Origin of the sequence: Pseudomonas kitaguniensis (assembly GCF_009296165.1) — a bacterium.
Classification (GTDB): domain Bacteria; phylum Pseudomonadota; class Gammaproteobacteria; order Pseudomonadales; family Pseudomonadaceae; genus Aquipseudomonas; species Aquipseudomonas kitaguniensis.
In genome coordinates, this window is sequence record NZ_VUAZ01000011.1 from 1 (window position 1) to 23,438 (window position 23,438).

20 protein-coding genes and 1 pseudogene are annotated in these 23,438 nt (G+C 61.9%); 18 read left to right on the forward strand and 3 right to left on the reverse strand.

Annotation, left to right across the window (positions count from 1 at the left end):
- Positions 1-255: pseudogene (locus F0169_RS02510) on the reverse strand (phage late control D family protein); the annotation flags it as partial.
- Between the two features lie 318 nt (positions 256-573).
- Positions 574-3,327 (reverse strand): beta-glucosidase, encoded by a 2,754-nt coding sequence (locus F0169_RS02515; RefSeq protein ID WP_058412094.1) that lies wholly within the window; start codon positions 3,325-3,327, stop codon positions 574-576.
- Positions 3,328-3,839: 512 nt separating this feature from the next.
- Between F0169_RS02515 and F0169_RS02520 the strand changes: the two genes are divergently transcribed.
- The 18 genes from F0169_RS02520 (at position 3,840) to F0169_RS02610 (ending at position 21,842) form a co-directional block, all read left to right on the forward strand.
- The gene (locus F0169_RS02520; protein ID WP_058412093.1) at positions 3,840-4,061 is read left to right on the forward strand and encodes a hypothetical protein; all 222 of its coding nucleotides are present in this window, start codon (positions 3,840-3,842) and stop codon (positions 4,059-4,061) included.
- A gap of 147 nt (positions 4,062-4,208) precedes the next feature.
- A complete protein-coding gene (gene gspE / locus F0169_RS02530) occupies positions 4,209-5,939 on the forward strand; it encodes a type II secretion system ATPase GspE (protein WP_152745349.1) in 1,731 nt (576 codons plus the stop codon).
- Positions 5,936-7,138 (forward strand): type II secretion system inner membrane protein GspF, encoded by a 1,203-nt coding sequence (gene gspF, locus F0169_RS02535; protein ID WP_058412091.1) that lies wholly within the window; start codon positions 5,936-5,938, stop codon positions 7,136-7,138. The genes gspE and gspF overlap by 4 nt, the downstream gene beginning before the upstream one ends.
- Positions 7,139-7,158: 20 nt before the next feature.
- Positions 7,159-7,584, forward strand: a complete 426-nt coding sequence (gspG, locus tag F0169_RS02540; RefSeq protein WP_152745350.1) for a type II secretion system major pseudopilin GspG — start codon at positions 7,159-7,161, stop codon at positions 7,582-7,584.
- A 9-nt stretch (positions 7,585-7,593) separates the two neighbouring features.
- Positions 7,594-8,025: a type II secretion system protein gene (locus F0169_RS02545; RefSeq protein WP_058412089.1), complete on the forward strand. Its 432-nt coding sequence runs from the start codon at positions 7,594-7,596 to the stop codon at positions 8,023-8,025.
- Entirely contained in the window at positions 8,022-8,396 is a 375-nt protein-coding gene (locus F0169_RS02550) for a PulJ/GspJ family protein (protein WP_058412088.1), read from the forward strand. The genes F0169_RS02545 and F0169_RS02550 overlap by 4 nt, the downstream gene beginning before the upstream one ends.
- Positions 8,393-9,022, forward strand: a complete 630-nt coding sequence (locus tag F0169_RS02555) for a prepilin-type N-terminal cleavage/methylation domain-containing protein (protein WP_058412087.1) — start codon at positions 8,393-8,395, stop codon at positions 9,020-9,022. The genes F0169_RS02550 and F0169_RS02555 overlap by 4 nt, the downstream gene beginning before the upstream one ends.
- Positions 9,019-9,744 carry a type II secretion system protein GspK gene (locus F0169_RS02560; protein ID WP_058412086.1) on the forward strand — a complete coding sequence of 242 codons (726 nt, stop codon included), beginning with the start codon at positions 9,019-9,021 and terminating at the stop codon, positions 9,742-9,744. Before F0169_RS02555 ends, F0169_RS02560 begins: the two co-directional genes overlap by 4 nt.
- A complete protein-coding gene (locus tag F0169_RS02565; RefSeq protein ID WP_172979307.1) occupies positions 9,741-10,784 on the forward strand; it encodes a PilN domain-containing protein in 1,044 nt (347 codons plus the stop codon). Before F0169_RS02560 ends, F0169_RS02565 begins: the two co-directional genes overlap by 4 nt.
- Complete coding sequence (gspM, locus tag F0169_RS02570; RefSeq protein WP_152745352.1) at positions 10,759-11,370, forward strand: type II secretion system protein GspM; 612 nt, start codon at positions 10,759-10,761, stop codon at positions 11,368-11,370. Before F0169_RS02565 ends, gspM begins: the two co-directional genes overlap by 26 nt.
- A complete protein-coding gene (locus tag F0169_RS02575) occupies positions 11,367-11,891 on the forward strand; it encodes a general secretion pathway protein GspN (RefSeq protein ID WP_152745353.1) in 525 nt (174 codons plus the stop codon). Before gspM ends, F0169_RS02575 begins: the two co-directional genes overlap by 4 nt.
- Positions 11,888-14,170 carry a type II secretion system secretin GspD gene (gene gspD, locus F0169_RS02580; RefSeq protein WP_152745354.1) on the forward strand — a complete coding sequence of 761 codons (2,283 nt, stop codon included), beginning with the start codon at positions 11,888-11,890 and terminating at the stop codon, positions 14,168-14,170. Before F0169_RS02575 ends, gspD begins: the two co-directional genes overlap by 4 nt.
- A 532-nt stretch (positions 14,171-14,702) precedes the next feature.
- Positions 14,703-17,096: a TonB-dependent receptor plug domain-containing protein gene (locus F0169_RS02585; RefSeq protein WP_152745355.1), complete on the forward strand. Its 2,394-nt coding sequence runs from the start codon at positions 14,703-14,705 to the stop codon at positions 17,094-17,096.
- Between the two features lie 25 nt (positions 17,097-17,121).
- Positions 17,122-18,093: an amino acid ABC transporter permease gene (locus tag F0169_RS02590; RefSeq protein WP_152745356.1), complete on the forward strand. Its 972-nt coding sequence runs from the start codon at positions 17,122-17,124 to the stop codon at positions 18,091-18,093.
- Positions 18,086-18,859, forward strand: coding sequence for an amino acid ABC transporter ATP-binding protein (locus F0169_RS02595; protein WP_152745357.1), 774 nt, complete (start codon positions 18,086-18,088; stop codon positions 18,857-18,859). The genes F0169_RS02590 and F0169_RS02595 overlap by 8 nt, the downstream gene beginning before the upstream one ends.
- An 18-nt stretch (positions 18,860-18,877) precedes the next feature.
- Entirely contained in the window at positions 18,878-19,810 is a 933-nt protein-coding gene (locus F0169_RS02600; protein ID WP_152745358.1) for an ABC transporter substrate-binding protein, read from the forward strand.
- A 2-nt stretch (positions 19,811-19,812) separates the two neighbouring features.
- Positions 19,813-21,396: a flavin monoamine oxidase family protein gene (locus F0169_RS02605; RefSeq protein WP_152745359.1), complete on the forward strand. Its 1,584-nt coding sequence runs from the start codon at positions 19,813-19,815 to the stop codon at positions 21,394-21,396.
- An 11-nt stretch (positions 21,397-21,407) separates the two neighbouring features.
- Complete coding sequence (locus F0169_RS02610; protein ID WP_152745360.1) at positions 21,408-21,842, forward strand: RidA family protein; 435 nt, start codon at positions 21,408-21,410, stop codon at positions 21,840-21,842.
- A 24-nt stretch (positions 21,843-21,866) separates the two neighbouring features.
- Here the strand turns inward: F0169_RS02610 and F0169_RS02615 are convergent, their stop codons facing one another.
- Positions 21,867-23,330 carry an aldehyde dehydrogenase family protein gene (locus F0169_RS02615; RefSeq protein ID WP_152745361.1) on the reverse strand — a complete coding sequence of 488 codons (1,464 nt, stop codon included), beginning with the start codon at positions 23,328-23,330 and terminating at the stop codon, positions 21,867-21,869.
- Positions 23,331-23,438: the final 108 nt, after the last annotated feature.

Consider the following 23,438-nt stretch of genomic DNA (forward strand, 5'->3'; position numbering starts at 1 on the left):
GCGCTTGCCGGAGTCACCTTGGGCAACGCGGTAGATTTGCCCATGAACACCCGCGCCAGTGTTGTTGAATGCCAGGAAAGCTTGTTTGTGCAACAGACGTTCGATGTTCAAGTCAGGGTGTTCGCTGACCAGTTCCAGATCAAACGAAAAGGGCGTGCTGATGGACTCTTTGCCGGTGAACGAAAGCACCTGAAAATCATGCTCGAAATCGTTGATCGTCAGGTTGAATTGCGCGTGTGGGGTTGCGACGAACATCCGCCTTTTCCTTGTCGGACTTTTAGCTTGGGCCCATAGGCTGGCAGCAGGCAGGCGCCTGTGAGCGTGTGGGGGCTAAAAATCAGGTTAAACAAGGAGCGGAAAAGAAATATGCAGGAAACTTCCTATATCTAAACGGAATTTTCTCTGATTCAGGAAGAGCTTGGGAGGGCGTTGCTGGGGAAGGTTACTGAGTGAAGTACTTTCTGCGTCACCTGGCGGTGGTATTCCCACAGCAAGTTAAGGCGCTTGAGCGTGTGCAAGCCTGAAAAAAAAGGGGAGCGGGGCTAGCCCGCTCCCCCCTGGCACGTGCCGGTATCAGTTACCGGCTGCGCTGCCCTGACTGCTATCGTCGGACATGTCGTAGCCATCACCTTCGCTGGTGTCGCTGTCGCCCTGATTCTGCTTCAGCACGCCGCCGGTCTTCACCGTTGGCGACTCACGCAGCGTGGCTTTCAGCGCAGCGCGCGGCAGCGGGTTGCTGGTGGTGGTCGACAGTTCCTGACGGAACGGGTTGACCAGCTTGGCGTTCAGACGAATGTCCTGAGACGACGCACCCAGCGACAGGGTGAAGCTGTCGGCATCGACTACCCACTGCTTGCTGGTTTCATCGAAGTAGGCCAGCGAGCGGTCGTTCAGCTCGATGGTCACGCGCTTGCTTTCGCCAGGCTTGAGGAAGACTTTCTTGTAGCCCTTCAGCTCTTTAAGCGCGCGCTCGACTTTCGGGTTGTTCTGGCCCACGTACAGCTCGGCCACCTCGGCGCCCGCGACCTTGCCGGTGTTGGCCAGGTCGAACGACACTTTGATCGGTGCGCCCGCCACCGCAACCCCAGGGGTCACGCTGATGTTGCTGTAGCCGAAGGTGGTGTACGACAAGCCGTAGCCGAACGGGTAGAGCGGCTTGATGCCCTTCTTCTCGTAACCGCGATAGCCGAGGAACAGGTCGTCCTTGTAGCTCATCTCGGCCAGGGTTTCCTGGTTGTCGAATTTCGGGAAAGTCGCGTAGGTCGGGTTGTCTTCGATGTTACGTTCGATACTGATCGGCAGCTTGGCCGACGGGTTGACCTTGCCCAGCAGAATTTCCGCCAGGGCCTGGCCGCCGTTCTGCCCAGGGTAGAACGCATGCAGTGCCGCTGGAACCTGATCGATCCAGTCGCTCATTTTCAGCCCGGTTCCGCCGTGCAGGGTGACCACGGTGTTCGGGTTGACCTTGGCGATGCTCTGAATCAGTTGGCCCTGGAACTCCGGCAGGTCGAAGCTATGGTCAAAGCCTTCGCCTTCGTATTCATTGCTGTTACCGGCGGCTACCAGTACCGCGTCGTACTTGGCCAGGTCTTGCGGTGCAACCAGTGACGCCCAGCTCATCTGTACGCCAACCAGGCCGCCCATGGTCGAGAGGTAGCCGTTACGGCGCGAGTACTCGAGCTTGATGTCGACCGGCTTGCCGGCTTCCAGGTTGACCTTGGCAAACACCGGAATGGTCGGCGGAATGCTGTTGTTCGGCAACGGTGTGCCGTCGCCGTTATCCAGCACTTTTTGGCCGTTGACGTAGAGGCGTACCGCACCGTCGGCGCGAACCTTGAACACCTGTTCGCCGCTGACGGTCGGGGTGATCTGGCCGCTGTAGCGAATCGATGTGGCAGCAGTATCGCCGTTCACCGGCAGGCTGTCGGTCGACCAGTCGAGGTCAACATGGTTGTCGGTGCGGCTGGCGGCCGGGTCGCCGGACCAGTTGGTATTGCTGAAGAACTCGGTCTTCAAACCGGCGACGCTGTTGCCGTTGCTGTCGGTGTGGGTCCAGGTCGAAACACTCGGGTCCAGCGACAGGCCGTCGATGAACTCGACCTTGGCGCCAGGTGCCAATTGCTGCAGGCCGCTCAGCTCGCTGATGTAGTTGGCTGCCATCACATTCGCGCTGCCAAAACCGGTAGGCGGTGCGTACTTGGCCAGGTTGCCGACCACGGCGATGGTCTTGACCTTTTTCGCGTCCAGCGGCAGCAGGTTGTTCTGGTTCTTCAGCAGCACGATGCCTTCGCGCGCCGCGTTCAGCGCTACGCGGTTGCTGGTGGCGCTGTTCATGTTGTGGCTGGTCAGCGGCGCTTTGCTGTCGAACTTGTACAGGTAGATCTGCTTGAGGATGCGGCGCACCTTGTCATCGATGGTCGCGCTGCTCAGCTCGCCACTGTCGAGGAACGGCTTGAGCACCGTGCTGTTCATCTGGTAGCCCATCATGTCCAGATCGGTGCCGGCTTGTGCGGCGGGCAGGCCGTCGACTACGGCGTTGTAGTCGCTCTGCACGAAGCCCGGGTAGCCCCATTCGGTCTTCAGAATGTCGTGCATCAGGTGCTTGTTCTGGCAGGCGAACTCACCGTTCACCTTTTGGAACGAACACATCATCATCGCGACTTTGCTGTTTTTCGAGGCGGACTCGAACGGCGGCAGGGTCATCTCGCGCAGCACGCGCTCACTGATGGTTTCGTTGAGGTGGAAGCGGTTGCTTTCCTGGTCGTTGGCGGCGAAATGCTTGGCGTTGGCCCATACACCGCGCGACTGAATGCCGTTGATCACGGCAGGCCCAAGGCTGGCGCCGAGGAAGGGGTCTTCACCCGACAGGTACTCGAACGCACGGCCGCTGTACGGCATGCGGTACAGGTTTACACCGGGGCCGGTAATGAACTGATAACCGCCGCTGGCGGTGTCGTAACCCAGGGCGCGGCCCAGGTCGATGGCGCGGCGCGGGTTCCAGCTGGCGGCCAGGTTGGGGCCGGACGGATACACCACGCCTTGAGCGTTGCCTTCGCTGGTGTAGCGCACGCCCACGCCGCCATCCGCGCCGTGAATCTGCGGCACGCCGTATTGGGTCAGTGGCTTGACGTCCCAGCCACCGGTGCCGCCGATGTAGGCGAGTTTTTCTTCCATGGTCATTTTCGCCAGGGTTTTATCCGCCGCCTTTTCTGCGCGGCTCACACGACCTTCATCCAAGGCTGGGCTGGTCGCCGCATGCACTTGGGATACTGCCAGTGCCAGCAAGGCGAAAGCCGACTGCGCACCGATCATTTTGCGTTTACTCATGGGTCTCTCCGACAACTGTTTATTGAATATTTCGCTTGGATGAGTGCGTATTGCTGCACGCGCTCGTCACTTTGTTACAGGCAATAAGCCGCCTTGATCGCAATTTTTAACCAGTGGCTAATTGCAATTACTTGGCGAGTTTCGCGATGTTATTAGTTTAATAATTGTATTGGTTATTATTGTAAGTAGTGTCAATGCGATATCACTAGATGGCATTTTGAATCGCAAAAACTGCATAATTAAGGCAATTCTTGCGCATGTAAGTCAAACAAAAGCTAATTTTTGCGTGAAATAAGAAATATTTCCTTACGTTCAGGAACTAAGTCTAAACCTACCAGTCGATTGGTTTAAGAAAATGTCTGGCGGCATGACGAACTAGTTTTTTTGTTCGGTAGTTCTAATTTCGCCAGGCGTAATCAAGCTGTCACACACAAAGCTTAAGTGTAGGGTCTTGAACCATTTCAGGGCGCCGCTTGGGCTATCCGCTGCTGTTTTTGATCTGGAGAAAGTTGATGAAGATTTCCCTGTTGAGTGCCGGTTTTGTACTGGGCGTTGCACTGAGTGGCGCGGCAATGGCCGCTGAATCGACCGACGCCGACGCCAAGTCCGGTGCTGCCGATTCCACCGTCCTGACCCAAACCCACGACGCCAAGGCTGCGAAAAAACAGAAGGCCGAAACCACCAAGGGTGGCCGACCGCTGAGCCAGTCGAAGGCGCCAAAAACGTCCAACTAAACCAGCTCCACCCTTTGTAGTCGCGAGCTTGCTCGCGAAGAACGTCAACGATGGCGCGCACATCCTGAATGAACGCGGTATTCTTGGGTTTTTCGCCCGCAAGCTCGCTGCTATATGGGGCACCGACAGCCTCTCAGACAGTTACCCATGCCCAGCCTCTCGACACCGATCAACGCCTGCCACATGCACATCCCTGATACCGACCAGGTATGCGCATGGCTGATGCAAAAGGCTGGCTTGAAAACGGTTGACCTGGAGCGCGCCCGACGCCTTTCGCAAGAGTCCGACGACACCGAATTACTCGGCCTGCTGACCCGTCTGGGGCTGGTTTCCGAAGTCGAGTTGGCCCGCGCCTGGGCGGATTTGCTTGACGCACCGCTGGTGCTGGCCGATGCCGCGCCGCCGCTGCTCGACCCGCTGCCGGTACTCACCGAACGTTTTATGCGCCACTACCAAGTGGTGCCGGTGGGCTGGAGCCAGGGCGGCTTGCGCGTGTTGGCGGCCAACCCCGCGCTGGTGTACCCATTCCAGGCCATGGCCTACGCGTGCGGCGTGCCGGTGTGGCTGGCGGTCGGCCCGCGCAACGAAGTCGAAACCTTGATCGAGCGTTACTACGGCCAGGGCCGTTCGGCCATGGGCACGCTGATCGAAAACCTCGACGAGCAGAGCGGTGCGCTCGAAGACATCGAACACCTCAAGGACATGGCCTCCGAAGCGCCGGTGATTCGCCTGGTCAACCTGATCTTGCAGCGCGCGGTGGAACATCGCGCTTCCGACATTCATATCGAACCCTTCGAAAACCAGCTCAAGGTGCGCTACCGCATTGACGGCGTGCTGCACGACGCCGAGGCCCCGCCGTCGAGCTCATCGGCTGCGGTGATTTCGCGGGTCAAGATCATGGCGCGGCTGGACATTGCCGAGCGTCGTTTGCCTCAGGATGGGCGGATCATGCTGCGCATCCAGGGCAAGGAACTCGACTTGCGTGTGTCCACCGTGCCCACCAGTTTTGGCGAGTCGGTGGTGATGCGCCTGCTCGACCGCCAGACCGTGCAGTTCGACTTCCAGAGCCTCGGTTTTGACGGCCAGCGCCTGGAAACCTTTTTGGAAGTGCTGGAACGGCCGCACGGTATTCTGCTGGTCACCGGGCCGACCGGCTCGGGTAAAACCACCACGCTGTACACCGCGCTGTCGCGCCTTAATACCGCCGAGCGCAAGATCATCACCGTCGAAGACCCGGTGGAATACCAGTTGGAAGGCATCAACCAGATCCAGGTCAAACCGGCCATCGGTCTGGACTTTGCCGGCGCGCTGCGCTCGATCGTGCGTCAGGACCCGGACGTGATCATGATCGGTGAGATCCGCGACCTGGAAACCTGCCGCATCGCCATTCAGTCGTCGCTGACCGGCCACTTGGTGCTCTCGACCCTGCACACTAATAGCGCTGCAGCGAGTATCACGCGCCTGCTCGACATGGGCGTTGAAAGCTACCTGATCGCTTCGACGGTCAACGGCATCCTGGCCCAGCGGCTGGTGCGACGCCTTGACCCGGCGACCCGTGAAGCCTTTGAAGCGCCGCCCGAACTGATCGCCGAACACGGCCTTGATCGCTTCACCGAGCAGCGTCCAATCATGCTCTATCGCCCGCGCGCCGATGCACCGGGCGGCGGTTACCACGGTCGCTCCGCGATTACCGAATTGCTGGTGATGAACGACGAATTGCGCAGCCTGTTGATGCGCCAGGCCGACGCCGCCACGCTGGAACAGGCCGCCCGCCGTGGTGGCCTGCGCACCCTGCATGAAGAAGGCTTGCGCCAGGCCGTGGCGGGTGTCACCTCTCTCGAAGAAGTGCTGCGTGTGACACGTGGAGAGGGCGCATGAGCCTGTTCAAATACCGCGCCCTCGACAGCCAGGGCGCACCGCAGAATGGCACCCTGGAAGCCAAGGATCAGGAGGCCGCCGTCGCCGCGCTGCATAAGCGCGGTTTGCTGTTATTGCAGATCGACGCGGCGGGCGCCGAAGGCTTGCGCAGGGCGTTTGGCCGTGGCCAATTGAACGGCGCGGCGCTGGTCAGCTTCACGCAGCAACTGGCCACGCTGTTGGGCGCGGGCCAACCGCTGGAACGCTCGCTGGGTATCTTGCTCAAGCAGCCCGGCCAGCCGCAGACGCGCGCGTTGATCGAGCGCATTCGTGAACACGTCAAGGCCGGCCAGCCCTTATCCAAAGCACTGGAAGAGGAGGGCAGCCAGTTCTCGCCGCTGTACCTGAGCATGGTGCGTGCCGGTGAGGCCGGTGGCGCGCTGGAAAACACCCTGCGCCAGCTCAGTGATTATTTGGAGCGCAGCCAGTTATTAAGGGGCGAAGTGATCAACGCCCTGATCTACCCGGCCTTTCTGGTCGTCGGCGTACTCGGTTCGCTGGCGCTGTTGCTGGCGTACGTCGTGCCGCAGTTCGTGCCGATCTTCAAGGACTTGGGTGTGCCGATCCCGCTGATCACCGAAGTCATTCTGGGCCTCGGTCAATTCCTCGGGGCTTACGGGCTGGCGGTATTGGCGGGCGTGATTGTTACGGTGTGGACGTTGGCCGCACGCTTGCGCGACCCGCAGCGCCGCGAAAGATACGACCGGCGCGTGCTCGGCATACGCGTGATCGGCCCGCTGCTGCAACGTGTCGAAGCGGCGCGGTTGACACGCACCCTCGGCACCTTGCTGAGCAATGGCGTGGCCCTGCTGCAAGCCTTGGTTATCGCGCGTCAGGTCTGCACCAACCGCGCCCTGCAAGCGCAAGTCGCGCAGGCCGCCGAATCCGTCAAGGGCGGCGGCACCCTGGCCAGCGCCTTTGGCAGCGAGCCGCTGCTGCCGGACCTGGCCCTGCAAATGATTGAAGTCGGAGAACAAGCCGGCGAGCTCGACAGCATGCTGCTCAAGGTCGCCGACGTGTTCGACGTCGAAGCCAAACGCGGTATCGACCGCCTGCTCGCCGCCCTGGTGCCGTCCCTGACGGTGGTCATGGCGGTGCTGGTGGCGGTGATCATGCTGGCGATCATGCTGCCGCTGATGAGCCTTACCAGCAATATATGAACCCCCGAGGACACACACCGATGCGCCAACCCCGTCTCAAATCCGCCCGCCGCCAGAGCGGTTTTACCCTGCTGGAAATGCTCGCAGTGATCGTGTTGCTGGGCATCGTCGCGACCATCGTGGTGCGCCAGGTCGGTGGCAACGTCGACAAAGGCAAATACGGCGCAGGCAAGGCGCAACTGGCCAGCCTGAGCATGAAAATCGAAAGCTACGGCCTCGACGTCGGCTCTCCGCCCAAGAATCTGCAACAACTGGTCGAGAAGCCCGCCAACAGTTCAGGCTGGGCCGGGCCGTACGCCAAGCCTTCAGACCTCAAAGACCCGTTTGGGCATGCTTTCGGCTACCGCTTCCCCGGCGAACACGGCCCGTTTGACCTGATTTTCTACGGTCAAGACGGCCAGCCTGGTGGCGAAGGCTACAGCGCCGACTTGGGCAACTGGGAGTAACCCGCGACCATGCCTAACCCCCAACGCGGCTTTACCCTGCTGGAAATGCTGGTGGTGATCGTTTTGATCAGCCTGGCAGCCGGGTTGGTGGGATTTGGCCTGCAACAAGGCCTGCGTACCGCTAAAGAGCGCCAAGTGGTTGGGCAGATGGTCGAGGCATTGCGCAGCACGCGGGCACGCGCGATTGTCAGCGGCAACGCAGAAAAAACCGTTTTTGATCTGCGCGCGTTGAGTTTTCAGGCGCCGGGGCGGCCGGTAAAACACTGGCCGGCCGACCTGCAAGTGACCTTGAATACCTCCGAGCAAGCGGGTTCGACCGTGGAGTTTTACCCCGACGGCAGTTCAACCGGCGGCAACCTGTTGCTGGCCAGCGGCAGTCGGCATTGGCGCATCGATATTGGCTGGCTGACCGGCAGCGTGCAGTCCAAGGCGTTGCCATGAGCCGCCATCGCCAATCCGGTTTTACCTTGCTCGAAATGCTCGCCGCGCTGACGCTCATGGCCGTTTGCAGCACCGTGCTGCTGGTCGCTTTCGGCCAGAGCGCGCGCTCTTTATTGCAGGTCAATCACAGTGATCGGTTGACCCACGCGGCGCAAAGCGTGATGGACCAGGAAGTCACAGGGCCGTTGGTGAGTGGCGTGCGCGAGGGCAACCTGGAGGGCATCCATTGGCAATTAAACATCGCCCAGCAGCCGACCCGTATCGGCCAGCCGCGTTTGTTTCGCCTTGACCTGACCGTCAACGAAGGCCCGCGCAAGGCACGTTTCAGTACCTTGAAACTGCGCGCCGCTACCGACAGTGCCGGCCTGTGAAGCAGGCTCAACGGGGTTTTACCCTGCTCGAAATCATGATCGTGCTCAGCCTGCTCGGGGTCTTGTTGACCCTGGTCGGCGGGGCACTGTTGGGCGCCAATCGAGCGGTGCTCAAGGCCCAGCGCTACACGGTGAGCCTGGATGAAACGCGCGCCGCGCAGCAGTTCTTGCGCACCTCCATCAGCGAGGCGCTGCCGCTGGACGTGACCGAAGACGACAGCCAGACCAACGGTTTTTTCACCGGCAGTGCGCAGCGCATGCAATTTGTCGCGACCTTGCCCGGCGTGCTCGGCGGCGGTATTCAGCGTTTCACCCTGCAATTGGCCGGGCCTGAGGCGCACCGTGATTTGCAGGTGGCGTTCGCGCGTTTTGAATCCCCTGCGCAGGCCAGCGTACCGGCCTCACGTGGCGAGCCGCAGGTGTTGCTCAAAAACGTCGAGGACCTGCAATTCAGCTATCGCGGAATATCGCCGAAGGGCCAGCACACCGGCTGGGTCAGCGACTGGCCCTGGTCCCAACGCCTGCCCCACGCGGTGCGCATCGCCGCACGCGTCAACGGCCCGGTGCCGTGGGTGACGCAGGTGGTTGCCTTGCGCCTGAACCTCTCCGGCGGGGCGCCCGAATGATCAAGCATCAACGCGGCGTTGCTTTGCTGCTGGTGCTGTGGGTGCTGGCCTTGCTCAGCCTGCTGCTGGGCGGCCTGGCTGGCTGGGTACAATTGGAAGCGCGCCAAGCCACATGGCAGCGCCAGCACACGCAGGCATTGCTGGCGGCCGAAGCGGGGTTGGCATTGGCCGTACAGGCGCTGGTCGACCCGGTGCAGCGCAAGCAATGGGTGGCCGACGGGCGTGAAATGCCGATGGTGTTCGACGATGCGCAGCTACACGTGAGTGTGCGCAGCGAGCGTGGCAAGTTGTACCTGAACAGCGCCGAGGTGGCTGACTTCGCACGCCTGGCGCTGGCCTGCGGCGCGTCGCAGGCCCAGGCCAACCAGCTCGCCAAAGACCTGGAAGTGCGTCGCAACAAAGGCTTGGCGCCGTTTCGAGTGGTTGAGGAACTGCGCCAATTGCCCGGCATGACCCAGGCGCTGTACAGCGCGCTGGTACCGGAAATCAGTTTGTGGAGTGGCCTTGATCGGCCAGACCCGGCATTCGCCAGCGCCTTGATGCGCCGTGCACTGAACTTGCCCCACCAAAGTGCAGTGGGCGCCGACGCCGGTGAGGTGCTGGTGATCGACAGCCGTGCCAACCGCCCCGGTGGTTATCATGCGCAGCTGCAAGCCACGGTTTTATTAAGCCCCGCGCTAGGAAGCGCTTACCCTTATCGAGTCTTACGTTGGCAAGAATAAATGAACAATTGGCTGCGCGGTTGCAGTTGCTGACAGAGCCGGTCACCCGGCGCTGGCACGGCAGCCTGCTGCAACAGGCATGGCGCCTGTGGCTCAAAGAGCTGCGCGGTTGCCTGCCTGCGTGGTTATCGCTGCAAGACATTCCCGAGCACGTTTACCCGTGGCCGCTGACTGCGCCGGTGGAAAAACGCCCCGGTGAAGTGCGTCAGGTGTTGCTGCTGGCGCCCGACGCGGTGCTGCGGCAAACGCTGCAATTACCGCTGGCCGCCGCGCGCAACCTGTCGGCGGTGGTGGGCTATGAGCTCGACCGCTTTACCCCGTTCGACGCCGCCCAGTTGTATTTCGTTGCGCGGCAGGAGCGCCGCACGCCGACGCATTTGCACGTGACGTTGGTGGCGATCCTGCGCGAGCGTCTCGACCAGATTCTGAGTGACTGCGCCGCGCTGGGTTTGCAGCCGCATGCTGTGGATGTCGACGACGGTCGTGGCGTGCCGCTGGGCATCGACTTGCTGCCGACGCCCTTGCGTCCGCGCCAGCGCCCCACCGGCAAGGGCTTGCAGCGCAGCCTTCCATGGCTGTGCGGTGCGTTGCTGATCGCGGCCATGTTGCTCTGGCTCAACGACCGCCAACGCTTGCTCGACGCCATGCAACACAGCGTGCAAGCGCAAAAGGCGCAGGTGGCGCAGGTTCAGGCGTTGCGTCAGCAATTGCTGAATACCCGCGGCGCCGCGCAGTACTTGATCCGGCGCAAGGCCGCGCAATTGCCGCTGTCGGCATTTCTCAACGAACTGACGGCCTGCTTGCCGTCCGACACCTGGCTGGACCAGTTGGAAGTCAACGACGGCGCGGATGTTTCATTCTCCGGGCAAAGCGCCAAGGCCAGTGCGCTGATCACCCGGATAAAAGGCTGCCACAGCCTGGAAAACGCCCAGTTCGAAGGGGTGATTCAACCCGATGCGCAAACCGCCAAGGACCAGTTTTCCTTGCGTGCCCATCTGCACCAGGAGGCCGCCGATGCGCCGACCACTGACACTCCTTGAACGCCGTGGCGCCGCGTTGATCTTCCTGGCGCTGGTGCTCGGCGCCGGTTACTGGCTGTTGATCGACAGCTGGTTCGCCGGGCCGCTGCGTGACATGGGCGAGCAGGCCGACCAATTGCGCGAGCAGCAACAACGCTACGCTGGCGTGTTGCGCCAGGGCGATAGCCTGCGCGAACAATTGGCGCAGGCCCAGCAAGACCCGGCCAGCAGCACCAGCCTGTTGCCAGGCGATGACCCCAGCGCGGTAGCGGCTGACCTGATGCAGCGCATCGCCGACCTGATTAAAAACCGCGCTAACCTCGGCGGTGGCTGCAGCCTGACCCAGCGCATGCCGATCACCCCGGAGCAGGACGACACCGAGCCGTATCGCCAAGTCAAAGTCAGCCTGACCCTCGACTGCGCGATTGAACCGCTGACCGCGATCCTGCATGAGCTGGAGTACCAGCGGCCGTTTTTGTTCGTCGATGAACTCAGCATCCGCCGCCCGCCGCATGCCCCCGCCAGCGGTGGCGCCGGCAAACTGGCGGTGCACATGTTGGTGCGCGGCTACCTGCAACCCGCCGACACCGCGAAGGTGCGCCGATGAACGCTGCATTGCGCCCCCTGGAGTGGGGTTTGCTCGGTGTAGCCGGGCTGCTGGGCGTGCTGATGGTCGGCATCTACAGCAGCCTCGGCGATGCGCCGCAGTGGTTGCCGGTGCCTGAGCCGGATGCGCGCGCCAACGCTTCGGCAAAGGTGTTGGTGGCGCCGAGCGCGACCCTGGAAAGCCTTGCCGGCACTTGGCAGGCCCCGCTGTTCAGCCCCAACCGCAGCCCTGACCGCGCCGTGAACCAGACCGAGGTGTCCAGCCTGTCGAGCCTCACGCTGACCGGCATCGTGCTCGACGGCGACGTGCGCGTGGCAATGCTCAAGCGTGCCGACGGCCCGCCACTGAAAGTTCATCAAGGCCAAGCCCTGCCCAATGGCTGGTTACTGGAAAACCTGACACCGCGTAACGCCCGTTTCGTTCTCGACGGCCGCACGCAAACGCTGAGCCTCACCACCCTGCGTTTGCCGCCGCCGTCGACTACACCCCCGATTACCCTTCCTCATGAGCCCACCCCTTGATCGACACATTCCCCGGCGCCTTGCGCACCACCGTGTTTTGCCTCGCCACCGCTGTTTCACTCGGCGGCTGCGGGACATTCCCCGACCATCTCGACCCGGACGAGGCTCTGTTGCATGAGGCAATGCAGGGCACTGGGTCACAACGCCCACACGTCGACCCGGCCACCGAACAGGCCTCGGTCGACACTGGCCAACCGCAGGCGAAAACGCCGCCGCAACGCCAGTTGATCCGCGGCAACCAGCAGTTCGTGCGCCCACCGGCAGCGGCGGCGCCCAAGCAGGAGGGCAGCGGTGACATCGTGTTCAACTTCGCTGACCAGCCAATCGAAGCCGTGATCAACAGCGTGATGGGCGACTTGCTGCACGAAAACTACAGCATCGGCCAAGGTGTGAAAGGCAACGTCAGCTTTTCCACCTCCAAGCCTGTGAACAAGCAGCAGGCGCTGTCGATTCTTGAAACCCTGCTGTCATGGACCGACAACGCCATGATCAAGCAGGGCAATCGCTATGTGATCCTGCCGGCCAACCAGGCGGTGGCCGGCAAGCTGGTGCCGGAGATGCGCGTCTCGCAACCTTCCAGCGGCCTGTCGGCGCGGCTGTTTGTGCTGCGCTATATCTCGGCCACCGAGATGCAAAAGTTGCTCAAGCCGTTTGCCCGCGAAAATGCATTTTTGCTGGTCGACCCGGCGCGCAATGTGCTCAGCCTGGCGGGCACGCCTGAAGAACTGGCCAACTACCAGGACACCATCGACACCTTTGATGTGGACTGGCTCAAGGGCATGTCGGTCGGGGTGTTCGGCCTGCAGCGCGCCTCGGTCGCCGAACTGATGCCCGAGCTGCAAAAGATGTTCGGGCCTAACAGCGGCATGCCGCTGGCGGGCATGGTGCGCTTTTTGCCGATTGAGCGGACCAACTCGGTGGTCGCGATTTCGTCCCAGCCGCAGTACCTCAGCGAAGTCGGTGACTGGATTCACACCATCGATGAAGGCGGCGGCAACGAGCCACAGATGTACGTCTACGACGTGCGCAACATGAAGGCCACCGACCTCGCCAAGTACCTGCGTCAGATCTACGGCAGCGGTGCGATCAAGGACGATGCGCCGGCTAAAGTCGCGCCGGGTTTGCGCACTGCAACCCTGTCGTCGCCCGCCACCAACAGCACCTCCGGTGGAATGAATGGCAACAGCTCGGGGATGGGCATGGGCACCGGCACCGGCACCGGTAATGGCATGGGCAACAGCGTTGGCATGGCTAACAACCAGGCTGCTGGCAACGAAGAAGAGCAGGAACCGGAAGCCGACCCCGAGAGCGAGAGCGAAGGTACCGAGCAGGATGCAGGCGCGGGCACAACGGCCAAAAGCCTTGACGCCGGTACCCGCATCACCGCGCAAAAAAGCAGTAACCAATTGCTCGTGCGGACTCGCCCCGTGCAGTGGAAAGAGATCGAATCGGCGATCAAGCGCCTCGACAACCCACCGCTGCAAGTGCAGATAGAGACGCGCATTCTGGAGGTCAAACTCACCGGTGAACTGGACCTCGGTGTGCAATGGTATTTGGGTCGCCTGGCGGGCAATTCCACCAGCACCACCGTGGCTAACACATCCGGCAGCCAAGGCGCGCTGGGCGGCGGCGGCGCCGGTTTGGGCGCCACCGATTCGTTGTTCTATTCGTTCGTCAGCTCCAACCTGCAAGTGGCCTTGCACGCCCTGGAAACCAACGGCCGCACCCAAGTGTTGTCGGCGCCGTCGCTGGTGGTGATGAACAACCAGCCGGCGCAGATTCAAGTCGGCGATAATATTCCGATCAGCCAGACCACGGTGAACACGGGCCTTTCCAACACCACCTTGAGCAGTGTCGAATATGTGCAGACCGGGGTGATTCTCGACGTGGTGCCGCGGATCAATCCGGGTGGCCTGGTGTACATGGATATTCAGCAGCAAGTCAGTGATGCTCAGGCGCAGACGTCTACCAGCAGTGACACGCAAAATAACCCGCGTATTTCTACGCGCTCGGTGTCGACCCAAGTGGCGGTGCAGAGCGGGCAGACGGTATTGCTCGGCGGCTTGATCAAGCAGGACAACGCCGAGACTGTCAGCGCGGTGCCTTATCTGGGGCGGATTCCCGGGTTGCAGTGGTTGTTTGGCAGCACCAGCAAGTCCAAGGATCGCACTGAGTTGATCGTGCTGATCACGCCCCGGGTGATCACCAGCGGCAGCCAGGCGCGGCAGGTGACGGATGATTATCGCCAGCAGATGCAGTTGTTGCAGCCAGGCAAATAGCGCAAAGCCGAATGCAGTAAATGTGGGAGCGGGCTTGCTCGCGATTGCGGTGTTTCAGATAAGTATTTTTCAACTGACACACGGTAATCGCGAGCAAGCCCGCTCCCACATTTTTTTTGATCGCATCTGGTGTGCGAGAGTGGGCCGGCTTCTGAAGAACAACAGCATAATCTCAAAAAGACATTATTTATATGAATAACCCAATCATAAAATAATGAAAACTCAGAATATTAGCTTATGCCCAAATAGCATTATATTTTTGAAATTCATTCCGTTATGTTTGATCGCAACAGCCTACCCCTGACCTCGGATGGTACCCATAGCAATTCGGATTCTGCGCACCCAAGCCGGGTAATCACCCCGTAGCAGAATCGTTGGAAGGGAGTTCAACGTATGTTGCCAATTCAAACCCCACGCTCGCTCCACACCTAGCTCCAAATCGCAGGCAACCCCCTGAAAACCGAGCACCCCGCGCCGTCCAAATCGACAGCGTGACTGCCCGACTTCGCGATTTGGAAAGTTTGGAGTGGCCATGAAGCACGTTTTACCCCCGACCGCCGCACTCGCGCTGGCCTTGCTGGCGAGCACCGCCCAGGCCCAGGACGACAGCACCCTGTCCACCGTGGTGGTCACCGGCAACCGAGGCGCCGAACAGCGCACCGTCACCAGTAGCCCGGTGCCGATCGATGTGGTCAGCGCCAAACAACTGCAAAGCACCGGCAAGCCCGGTTTGATGGAAGCCTTGAGCGCGGTGATCCCGTCGCTGAGCCTGCCGGAAAAAACCGGTTGGGACGCCAGCGGCATAGCCCGCGCGCCCAACTTGCGTGGCTTGAGCGCTGCCGAAGTGCTGGTACTGGTCAACGGCAAACGCCGCCACACCAGCGCCACCCTCAACATCAACGGCATCAACACCGGCGCTGCACCGGCGGACCTCGACCTGATCCCGATCAGCGCCATCGATCACGTCGAAGTGCTGCGCGATGGCGCCGCCGCCCAATACGGCTCCGACGCCATCGCCGGGGTGATCAATGTGATCCTCAAGGCCGACACCAGCGGCACGGCAGTCACTAACCTCGGCCAGGGTTATGACGGCAAAAAACAGACCGTGCAGCAAAGCCTCAACAAAGGCTTCGAAATCGGCAACGGCGGCATCCTGCAACTGGCGCTGGATGCGCGCAGCCAGAACGACGATAACAAGGCCAGCGCCAATGGCTACAGCTACGAGCAAGCCTACGGCCTGGCGGGCAAGTCCACCTACGGCGGCTACGGCACGCCCAAGACCAACTTGCTGACCCTGGGCTACAACGCCGAACTGCCGATTGATGACAGCTTCAGCCTGTACTCCTTCACCACTTATTCGCGGCGCAAGGCCGAGCAGGGGCAGAACTTCCGCCTGCCGACCATCACCAACACCATCACCACCGGCCCGAATGGCTACCCGTCCGGGTACACGCCGACCTGGTACATCGACGAGGACGATTTTCAGGCCGCGTTCGGCGGCAAAGGCACCGTCGGCGAGTGGCAGTGGGATGTGTCCACCACCTACGGGCGCAACGAAGCGGAGCAGGGCACCACCCACAACCAGAACCCGTCGCTGGGTGAGGCCACGCCGAACCGCTTCACTTCCGGTACGTGGATTTCCACCGAGCTGACCACCAACCTCGACTTCAAACGCGGCTTCGACATCGGCCTGCAAAAGCCACTGGACCTGTCTTACGGCTTTGAGCATCGGCGCGACACCTACGAGGTGCAGGCCGGTGATTATGCCTCGTATGCCAATGGCGGTTATTGCGTGGCACCGGGCAACTGCGCGTCCTCCGGCGCGCAAGTCACCAACGGTATTTCGCCGGACGAAGAAAGCAGCGCCTCACGCAACAGCCTCGCCAGTTACGTCGACGCAGGCTTTAACCCGCTGCCGGATTGGTACGTGGGCACCGCGTTGCGTTATGAGCATTACAACGAAGGCGTCGGCGCCACCCGCAGCGGCAAGCTGACCACGCGCTACGATTTCACCCCGCAGTTTGCCGTGCGCGCCACGGTCAGTAACGGCTTTCGCGCGCCGTCGCTGGCGAACAGCCTGTTCAGCGCACGCTCCACCACCTATGGCGTGGTAGACGGGGTTTACCAGTCGATCAACTACGGCGTGCTGCCGGTGGATTCGGCTGCGGCCAAGGCGTTGGGCGCTGAAGGCTTGAAACCCGAGCGCTCGACCAACTTCAGCCTCGGCTTCACCTTGACGCCCACCGACCGCCTGAGCTTCACCGCCGATGCCTACGTGATCAACCTGCGCGACCGCATCACGCTCACCGGCACCTTGCTCGGCCCGGAAGTCACTCAGGTATTGCAAAACAACGGCGTCAATTCCACCTCCGGCGGCCAGTACTTCATCAACGGCGCCGACACTCGCACCAAAGGCCTGGACCTGGTCAGCAACTACAACCAGGACCTCGGCGAATACGGCGCATTGAAATGGACGGCGGCGTTTAACTGGAACCAGACCAAGATCCTCAGCTACAAGGAGTCGACCACTATCCTCGGCACCTCGTACGACCTGATGGACCGCGAGGCGCGCAACCTGATCACCGGCGTGCAGCCGAGCACCAAGCTGATTCTGGGCGGTGACTGGAGCATCGACCGCTTCAACCTCAACCTGGCCCTGACCCGCTACGGCTCATACAAAGAAGTGAATGTCTCTGCCGACCGCAGCCTGGACCGCGTTTACAGCGCGAAATGGATCACCGACCTCGACCTTGGCTACAACCTCACCAAAGACCTCAACATCGCCATCGGCGCGAAAAATCTGTTCGACGTCTACCCGAAAAAACAAGGCGTGCCGAGCAGCACCATGGTTGCCAGCTACGGCACGTATTCGCCCTACGGTTTTACCGGCGGGTACTACTACACCCGGCTGACTTACGCCTTCTAAGGCCGCTACCCGTGAGGAATAGAACATGCCCATTGTCGCCAAATCGTATGACCTGATCGATCAGGTCAGCGCACAACCGGTTCGCCGCAGCCGCGTTTCCACACCCATCAAGGCGTTGCAAATAGTGCCTGCCCGGCACCCGTGGCGCTGGGCGGGGTCAATTTTCGCCGCGTTGGTGGTGTTGGCCATCGTGTATTCCTTGGCCACCAACCCGCGTTGGGAGTGGGGTGTATTCGGCCAATGGTTCTTCTCGCCGTCGGTGTTGCGTGGCCTTGGCCAGACGCTGTTGCTGACCCTGCTCAGCAGCGTGTTCAGCATCATCCTCGGTACCGCGCTGGCCTTGGCGCGGTTGTCCGGCTCGCCGTTGTTGGCGGCGTTGGCCTGGGGCTACATCTGGTTTTTCCGGTCGATGCCGGCGCTGCTGGTGCTGATCATCCTCTACAACTTTGCGTATCTGTATGACCACATCGTGCTCGGCGTGCCGTTTACCTCCGTGGTGTTCGCCGAGTGGTCGACGGTGGATGTACTGAGCCAGTTCACCGTCGCGGTGTTGGGTCTCAGCCTGATGCAAGCGGCGTATGCCGCAGAGATTATTCGGGGCGGCTTGATCGGTGTCGACGCCGGCCAGCATGAGGCGGCCGCGGCCTTGGGCTTGCCGGCCTCGCGACGGGTTTTCCGGATCATTCTGCCGCAGGCACTGCGCTCGATCTTGCCCTCGGGTTTCAACGAAATCATCGGCCTGGTCAAGGGCACGTCCATCGTCTACGTGCTGGCCTTGCCGGAGCTGTTCTACACCGTGCAGGTCATCTACAACCGCACGCAGGCGGTGATCCCGCTGCTGATCGTCGCCACCGTCTGGTACTTGATCATCACCACCGTGCTGACCAGCGCGCAGTACTACGTCGAGCGGCATTTTGCGCGCGGCACGGCCAGGGTGCTGCCGCCCACGCCGCTGCAACGTGTGCGCCGCTGGCTCAAGGAGAAAACCCATGAGTGAAGCCCGCGCCGGCCGTATTCAGATCCAGGGCGTGGGCAAGCGCTTTGGCAACCAGCAGGTATTAAAAGACATCGACCTGACCATCGACCCCGGCAAAGTCACGGTGATTCTGGGGCCGTCCGGTTCGGGCAAATCGACTTTGCTGCGCACCATCAACCACCTGGAGAAAATCGACAGCGGGCACATCACCATCGACGGTGAATACGTCGGCTACCGGCGTAAAGGCGACCTGCTCTTTGAGCTCAAGGAGCGCGAGATTCTCAAGCGGCGCATCGACGTGGGGTTCGTGTTCCAGAACTTCAACCTGTTCCCGCACCTCACCGCCTGGGAAAACGTCGCCGAAGCGCCGCTGGCGCACAAGCGCTGGAGCAAGCCTGAGGCGCAGGTCAAGGCCGCTGAGCTGTTGGCCAAGGTCGGCCTGGCGGACAAGCTCGATGCTTACCCGCGCCAGCTCTCCGGCGGCCAGCAACAGCGCGTGGCCATTGCCCGCGCCTTGGCGCTGGACCCAAAGGTGCTGCTGTTTGATGAACCGACCTCGGCCCTCGACCCGGAACTGGTGGGCGAGGTGCTCGATGTGATCAAGGGCCTGACGCAGTTGGGCGTGACCTTGGTGATTGTCACCCACGAGATCGGTTTTGCCCGCGAAGTGGCTGACCACGTGGTGTTTCTGTGCGACGGCCAACTGATCGAAGAAGGCCCGCCCGAACAGATTTTTCGCCAACCCCGACATCCCCGCACCGTGGCCTTTTTGGGCAAGGTGCTTTAGTTCAAGGAGTGACTGCCCATGTTTATCACGACTACCCGCGTGGCCTTGCTGGCGCTTGCCGTCGGCACCGCGCAAAGCGCATTCGCCGTGCAACAGGTCGACCTCAGCCCCGACCGCGTGCGCGTTCATGTGCCGCGCAACGAAGCGGCGATCGCGCAGATCCCGCCGGGCTTCAAGTTCGCCCAGCCCGGCAAGTTCACCGTGGCCGTGTCCGGTGTCGCCGGGCCACCGCTGGCGCTGCTCGCCAATGACGACAAGACCACCATCGGCAGCGAGGCCGACACTGCGCAGTTGGTGGCCGACAGCCTCGGCCTGCAACTCAATGTGGTGCAAACCAGTTGGGAAGACTGGCCGTTGGGCGTGAGTTCGGGCAAGTACGACGCGGTGATCAGCAACGTCACCGTGACCGAGGCACGCAAGAAGCGCTTTGACTTCGCCACGTATCGCCAGGACGTGCTGGGGTTTTACGTAAAAAGCACGAGCAAGATCAGCGAGATCAAGCAGGCGGCGGACATTGCCGGGTTGAAGATCATCGTCGGTTCCGGCACTAACCAGGAAAAGGTCCTGCTGGCATGGAACGAGGCCAATGAAAAAGCTGGCATCAAGCCCGCGCTGTTGCAGTACTTCGACGACCAGGCCGCCGCGCAACTGGCGGTGCAATCGGGGCGCAGCGATGCGCTGTTCGGGCCTAATTCGGTGTACGCCTATTCCGCCGCGATCACTGGCGGCATCAAGCGTGTCGGCACCGTCAACGGCGGCTGGCCATTGCAGGCGGATATTGCCGTGACCACGCGCAAGGGCAATGGCCTGGTCGAGCCGATTCACACCGCCCTTGAAGGTGCAATTGCCGGCGGCCAATACGCGCAAGTGTTGCAGCGTTGGGGGCTGGACGTGGAGCGCGTCGACGCCTCGCTGATCAACCCACCGGGCCTGCCGGATCAGGAGCATTGAGCATGGGACTGACACGACGTGAAGCGTTGTCGAGCATTGCCGCAGTCGGCGGTGAAAAGGCGGTCAAGGATGCATTGGCGGCGCTCGGGCTGGGGCCGTCGTCGCACCGCCGGCCGCAACCGCTGAAGCTCAAGGCCGGCCTGGGCCAGGGCACTCGCGTGCTGGTGCTGGGCGCCGGGATTGCCGGGCTGGTCAGCGCACTGGAACTCAGCCGCGCAGGCTTCAACGTGCAGGTACTGGAGGCGCGTGACCGCGTGGGCGGGCGCACCTGGACCCTGCGCGCCGGCGACCCTGTGGATTACAAAGATGGCCGCAGGCAAACCGTAGCGTTTGATCCGGGCGTGTATTTCAACGCAGGCCCGGCAAGGATTCCCAGCCAGCACCGCACGATTCTCGACTATTGCGCCGAACTCGGTGTGCCGCTCGAAGTGCTGGTCAACAGCAGCCATGGCGCCCAGGTGCGCCCGGACCTGCAACAACCGGCGTTCAGCGTCGGCCAGGCGATTAACGATGCGCGCGGGCACGTGTCCGGGTTGTTGGCTAAAGCGGTGCAACGCGACGCCCTCGACGATGTACTGAGCCGCGAAGAACGCACGCGTTTGCTGGCGTTCCTGCAAGTGTATGGCGACCTGTCCCAAGCGCTGGTGTATGACGGCAGCCTGCGTTCCGGTCACCAGGAATCGCCTGCGCACCCGGGCGCATTGCCGGCCAGCACCCGCCCGATTGGCCTTGAACGCTTGCTGCATCCCGAATTATGGGGCGCGTTGTTGCACACCGAATTTCCCGAGTTCTCGGCCACCATGTTCCAGCCGGTCGGCGGCATGGACCGCATCACCGAGGCGTTCTACCAACGCGTCCGCGAGCAGGTGCAACTGGGCGCGCAGGTGCGCCAGATTCGCCAGTTGGAAGACGGCGTGGCAGTGACCTACCACGACCAGCACAGCGGCCGCGAACAGGTGGTGCGCGCCGATTACCTGGTCTCGACCTTACCGCTGCCGTTGCTGGCCAAGCTCGACAGCGATTTCAGCGACCCGGTCAAGGCCGCGCTGCTCAGCACGCGCAGCGACCAGGCGACCAAAGTGGCGTGGCAATCGCCGCGTTTCTGGGAGACCGACTACCGCACCTACGGCGGGCTTTCGTGGGTGGATCACCCGGCGCGCCTGCTCTGGTACCCGAGCAACGACCTCAACACCCGCAACGGTTTGCTGGTGGCCGGTTACGTGACCGGGGAGGGCGCCGACGTGTTTGGCGCGCAACCGTTCGAGCAACAGTTCTCGACCTCGAAGGCCGCCGTTGAGCTGCTGCATCCGGGGTATTCAAAACACCTGCGCGACCCGCTGGCGGTGTCTTGGGAGCAGATTCCCTACAGCGAAGGCCCGTGGCTGCAACGCGAACATTTCCCGGCGCAGGCCAGCGCATTGCTGGAGCAAGGCCACGGCCGCGTGTACTTCGCCGGCGACGGCCTGGTGCAGAGCGGCGTGGGTATCTGGCAGGAGTCGGCGGCCAACTCGGCGCGCCATGTGGTCGCGCAACTGGCTGAACGCGTTACCCAGCAACGACACAGTGCGGCACTTGCCGCTTCATAAGGAGAGACACCATGAGCGACAGCATTCAACGCACCAGTGTGGGCAATTTCCCGATCTCGCAAACCGTCACCGTACCGGCTTCCGCCAGCCTGGTTTTTGTCAGCGGCACCTTGCCGGACCTGGCCGATGCGAATGCCCCGGCGGGCACACCAGCCGCCTACGGCAACACCGAAGTGCAGACGGTGTCGGTGTTCAAAAAACTGCAAAGCATCTTGCGCCACCAAGACCTCGACCTCGGCGACATTGTGCAACTGCGGGTATTTTTGGTCGGCGCCGAAGAGACCGGCGGCAAGCTCGACTTTGCCGGTTTGCAGGCCGGTTACACGCAGTTCTTCGGTACGCCCGAGCAACCGAACAAACCTGCGCGTACGGCGTTGCAAGTGGTGGCGTTGCCGTTGCCGGGTGCGCTGGTGGAAGTCGAAGCCATCGCCGCGCGCAGCGCCTGATCCTCTAGCCGCTGCGCGCGCGGGTTATTCGCCAAACCCAAGGATGGCTTTGGTTTCCAGGTACTCCTCAAACCCCTGCACGCCGTATTCGCGGCCATTGCCGGAGCGCTTGTAGCCGCCGAAAGGTGCCATGGGGTTCCAGGCCGGGTAGTTCAGGTGCACTTGGCCGGCGCGAATACGCGACGCGACGGCACGCGCAAGGTCAAGGTCTTGCGCCTGAACGTGGGCGCCCAATCCATAGACAGTGTGGTTGGCGATCGCCACCGCCTCGTCGACCGTCTCATAGGCAATAATGCACAGCACCGGGCCGAATATTTCCTCTTGGGCGATGCGCATCGCGCTGTCGACGCCGGAGAAAACCGTCGGACGGGTATAGAAGCCCTTTGTAAAACCCGCCACGCGGCCTGGCCCACCGCAGAGCAGTTTTGCGCCTTCATCAAGGCCTGCCTGGATCATGTGTTGAACGCGATTGAACTGGGCTTCGTTGGCAATCGGGCCCAGTTGCGTCGCTTCCGACAGCGGGTCACCGACGATGATTGCATCCGCGGTGGCCGCGGCCAGCGCTTCGACTTCGGCCAAGCGGTTTTTCGGCACGATCATTCGGGTCGGCGCGCTGCACGATTGGCCGACGTTGCGAAACGCCGCCAGCACGCCCAGCGGCACGGCTTTGGCGAAGTCGGCGTCGGGCAGCAGCACATTCGGCGACTTGCCGCCCAGCTCCTGCGTGACGCGTTTCACCGTCGGCGCGGCCGCTTGCGCCACCAGCGCGCCGGCGCGGTTTGAGCCGGTGATCGAAATCATGTCGATGTCGGCATGTGCCGCCATGGCTGCGCCGACCTCGGCACCGCTGCCATTCACCAGGTTGAACACGCCCGCCGGCAGGCCCGCGTCGTGCACCAGTTGTGCAAACAGCAGCGCGCTCAGTGGTGACAGTTCGCTGGGCTTGAGTACCACGGTGCAACCGGCGGCGATGGCCGGGGCGACTTTTGCGGTGATTTGATACAGCGGCCAGTTCCACGGCGTGATAAGACCGCATACGCCGATGGCTTGGCGCTCGATGGCGGTGCCGCCTTCGACGGTCTGGAAGCGATAGGTGCCGAGCAGGTCACGCGCGACCCGAACATGCTCGGCCGCCAGCGGCACTTGCATGGCGCGGGCGGAGCTGATCGATGCGCCCATTTCCAGAGTGAGGGCTTGGGCAAGCTGCTCTTTGCGCTCCAGGATCAGTGCGTGGATTTTTCCAAGCATCAGCGCGCGCTCAGTGACCGAGGTCTGCGACCAGCCTGCAAAGGCCGCGCGTGCTGCCGTAACGGCCCGATCAACGTCCTCGGCGGAGCCGCTCGCGACCTCTGCAACCACCGCTTCAGTGGCCGGGTTGACCACCGGCAAACTGGCCGCAATGGCGGGGGCACACCAACGACCATTGATATACAACGGGTGAGCCGTTTGCGGATCAATGCTGGGGTTATTCGAAGACTGTGTGGTCATCCAACTGGCTCCCTGGAGCGGTAAAAGGCGCTGCGAACAGCACGGCCCTGTGTGTGGCTACGCTAACAAAACGCGCCAATCCATAGATGCCGTTATTCAAGCCTGCAA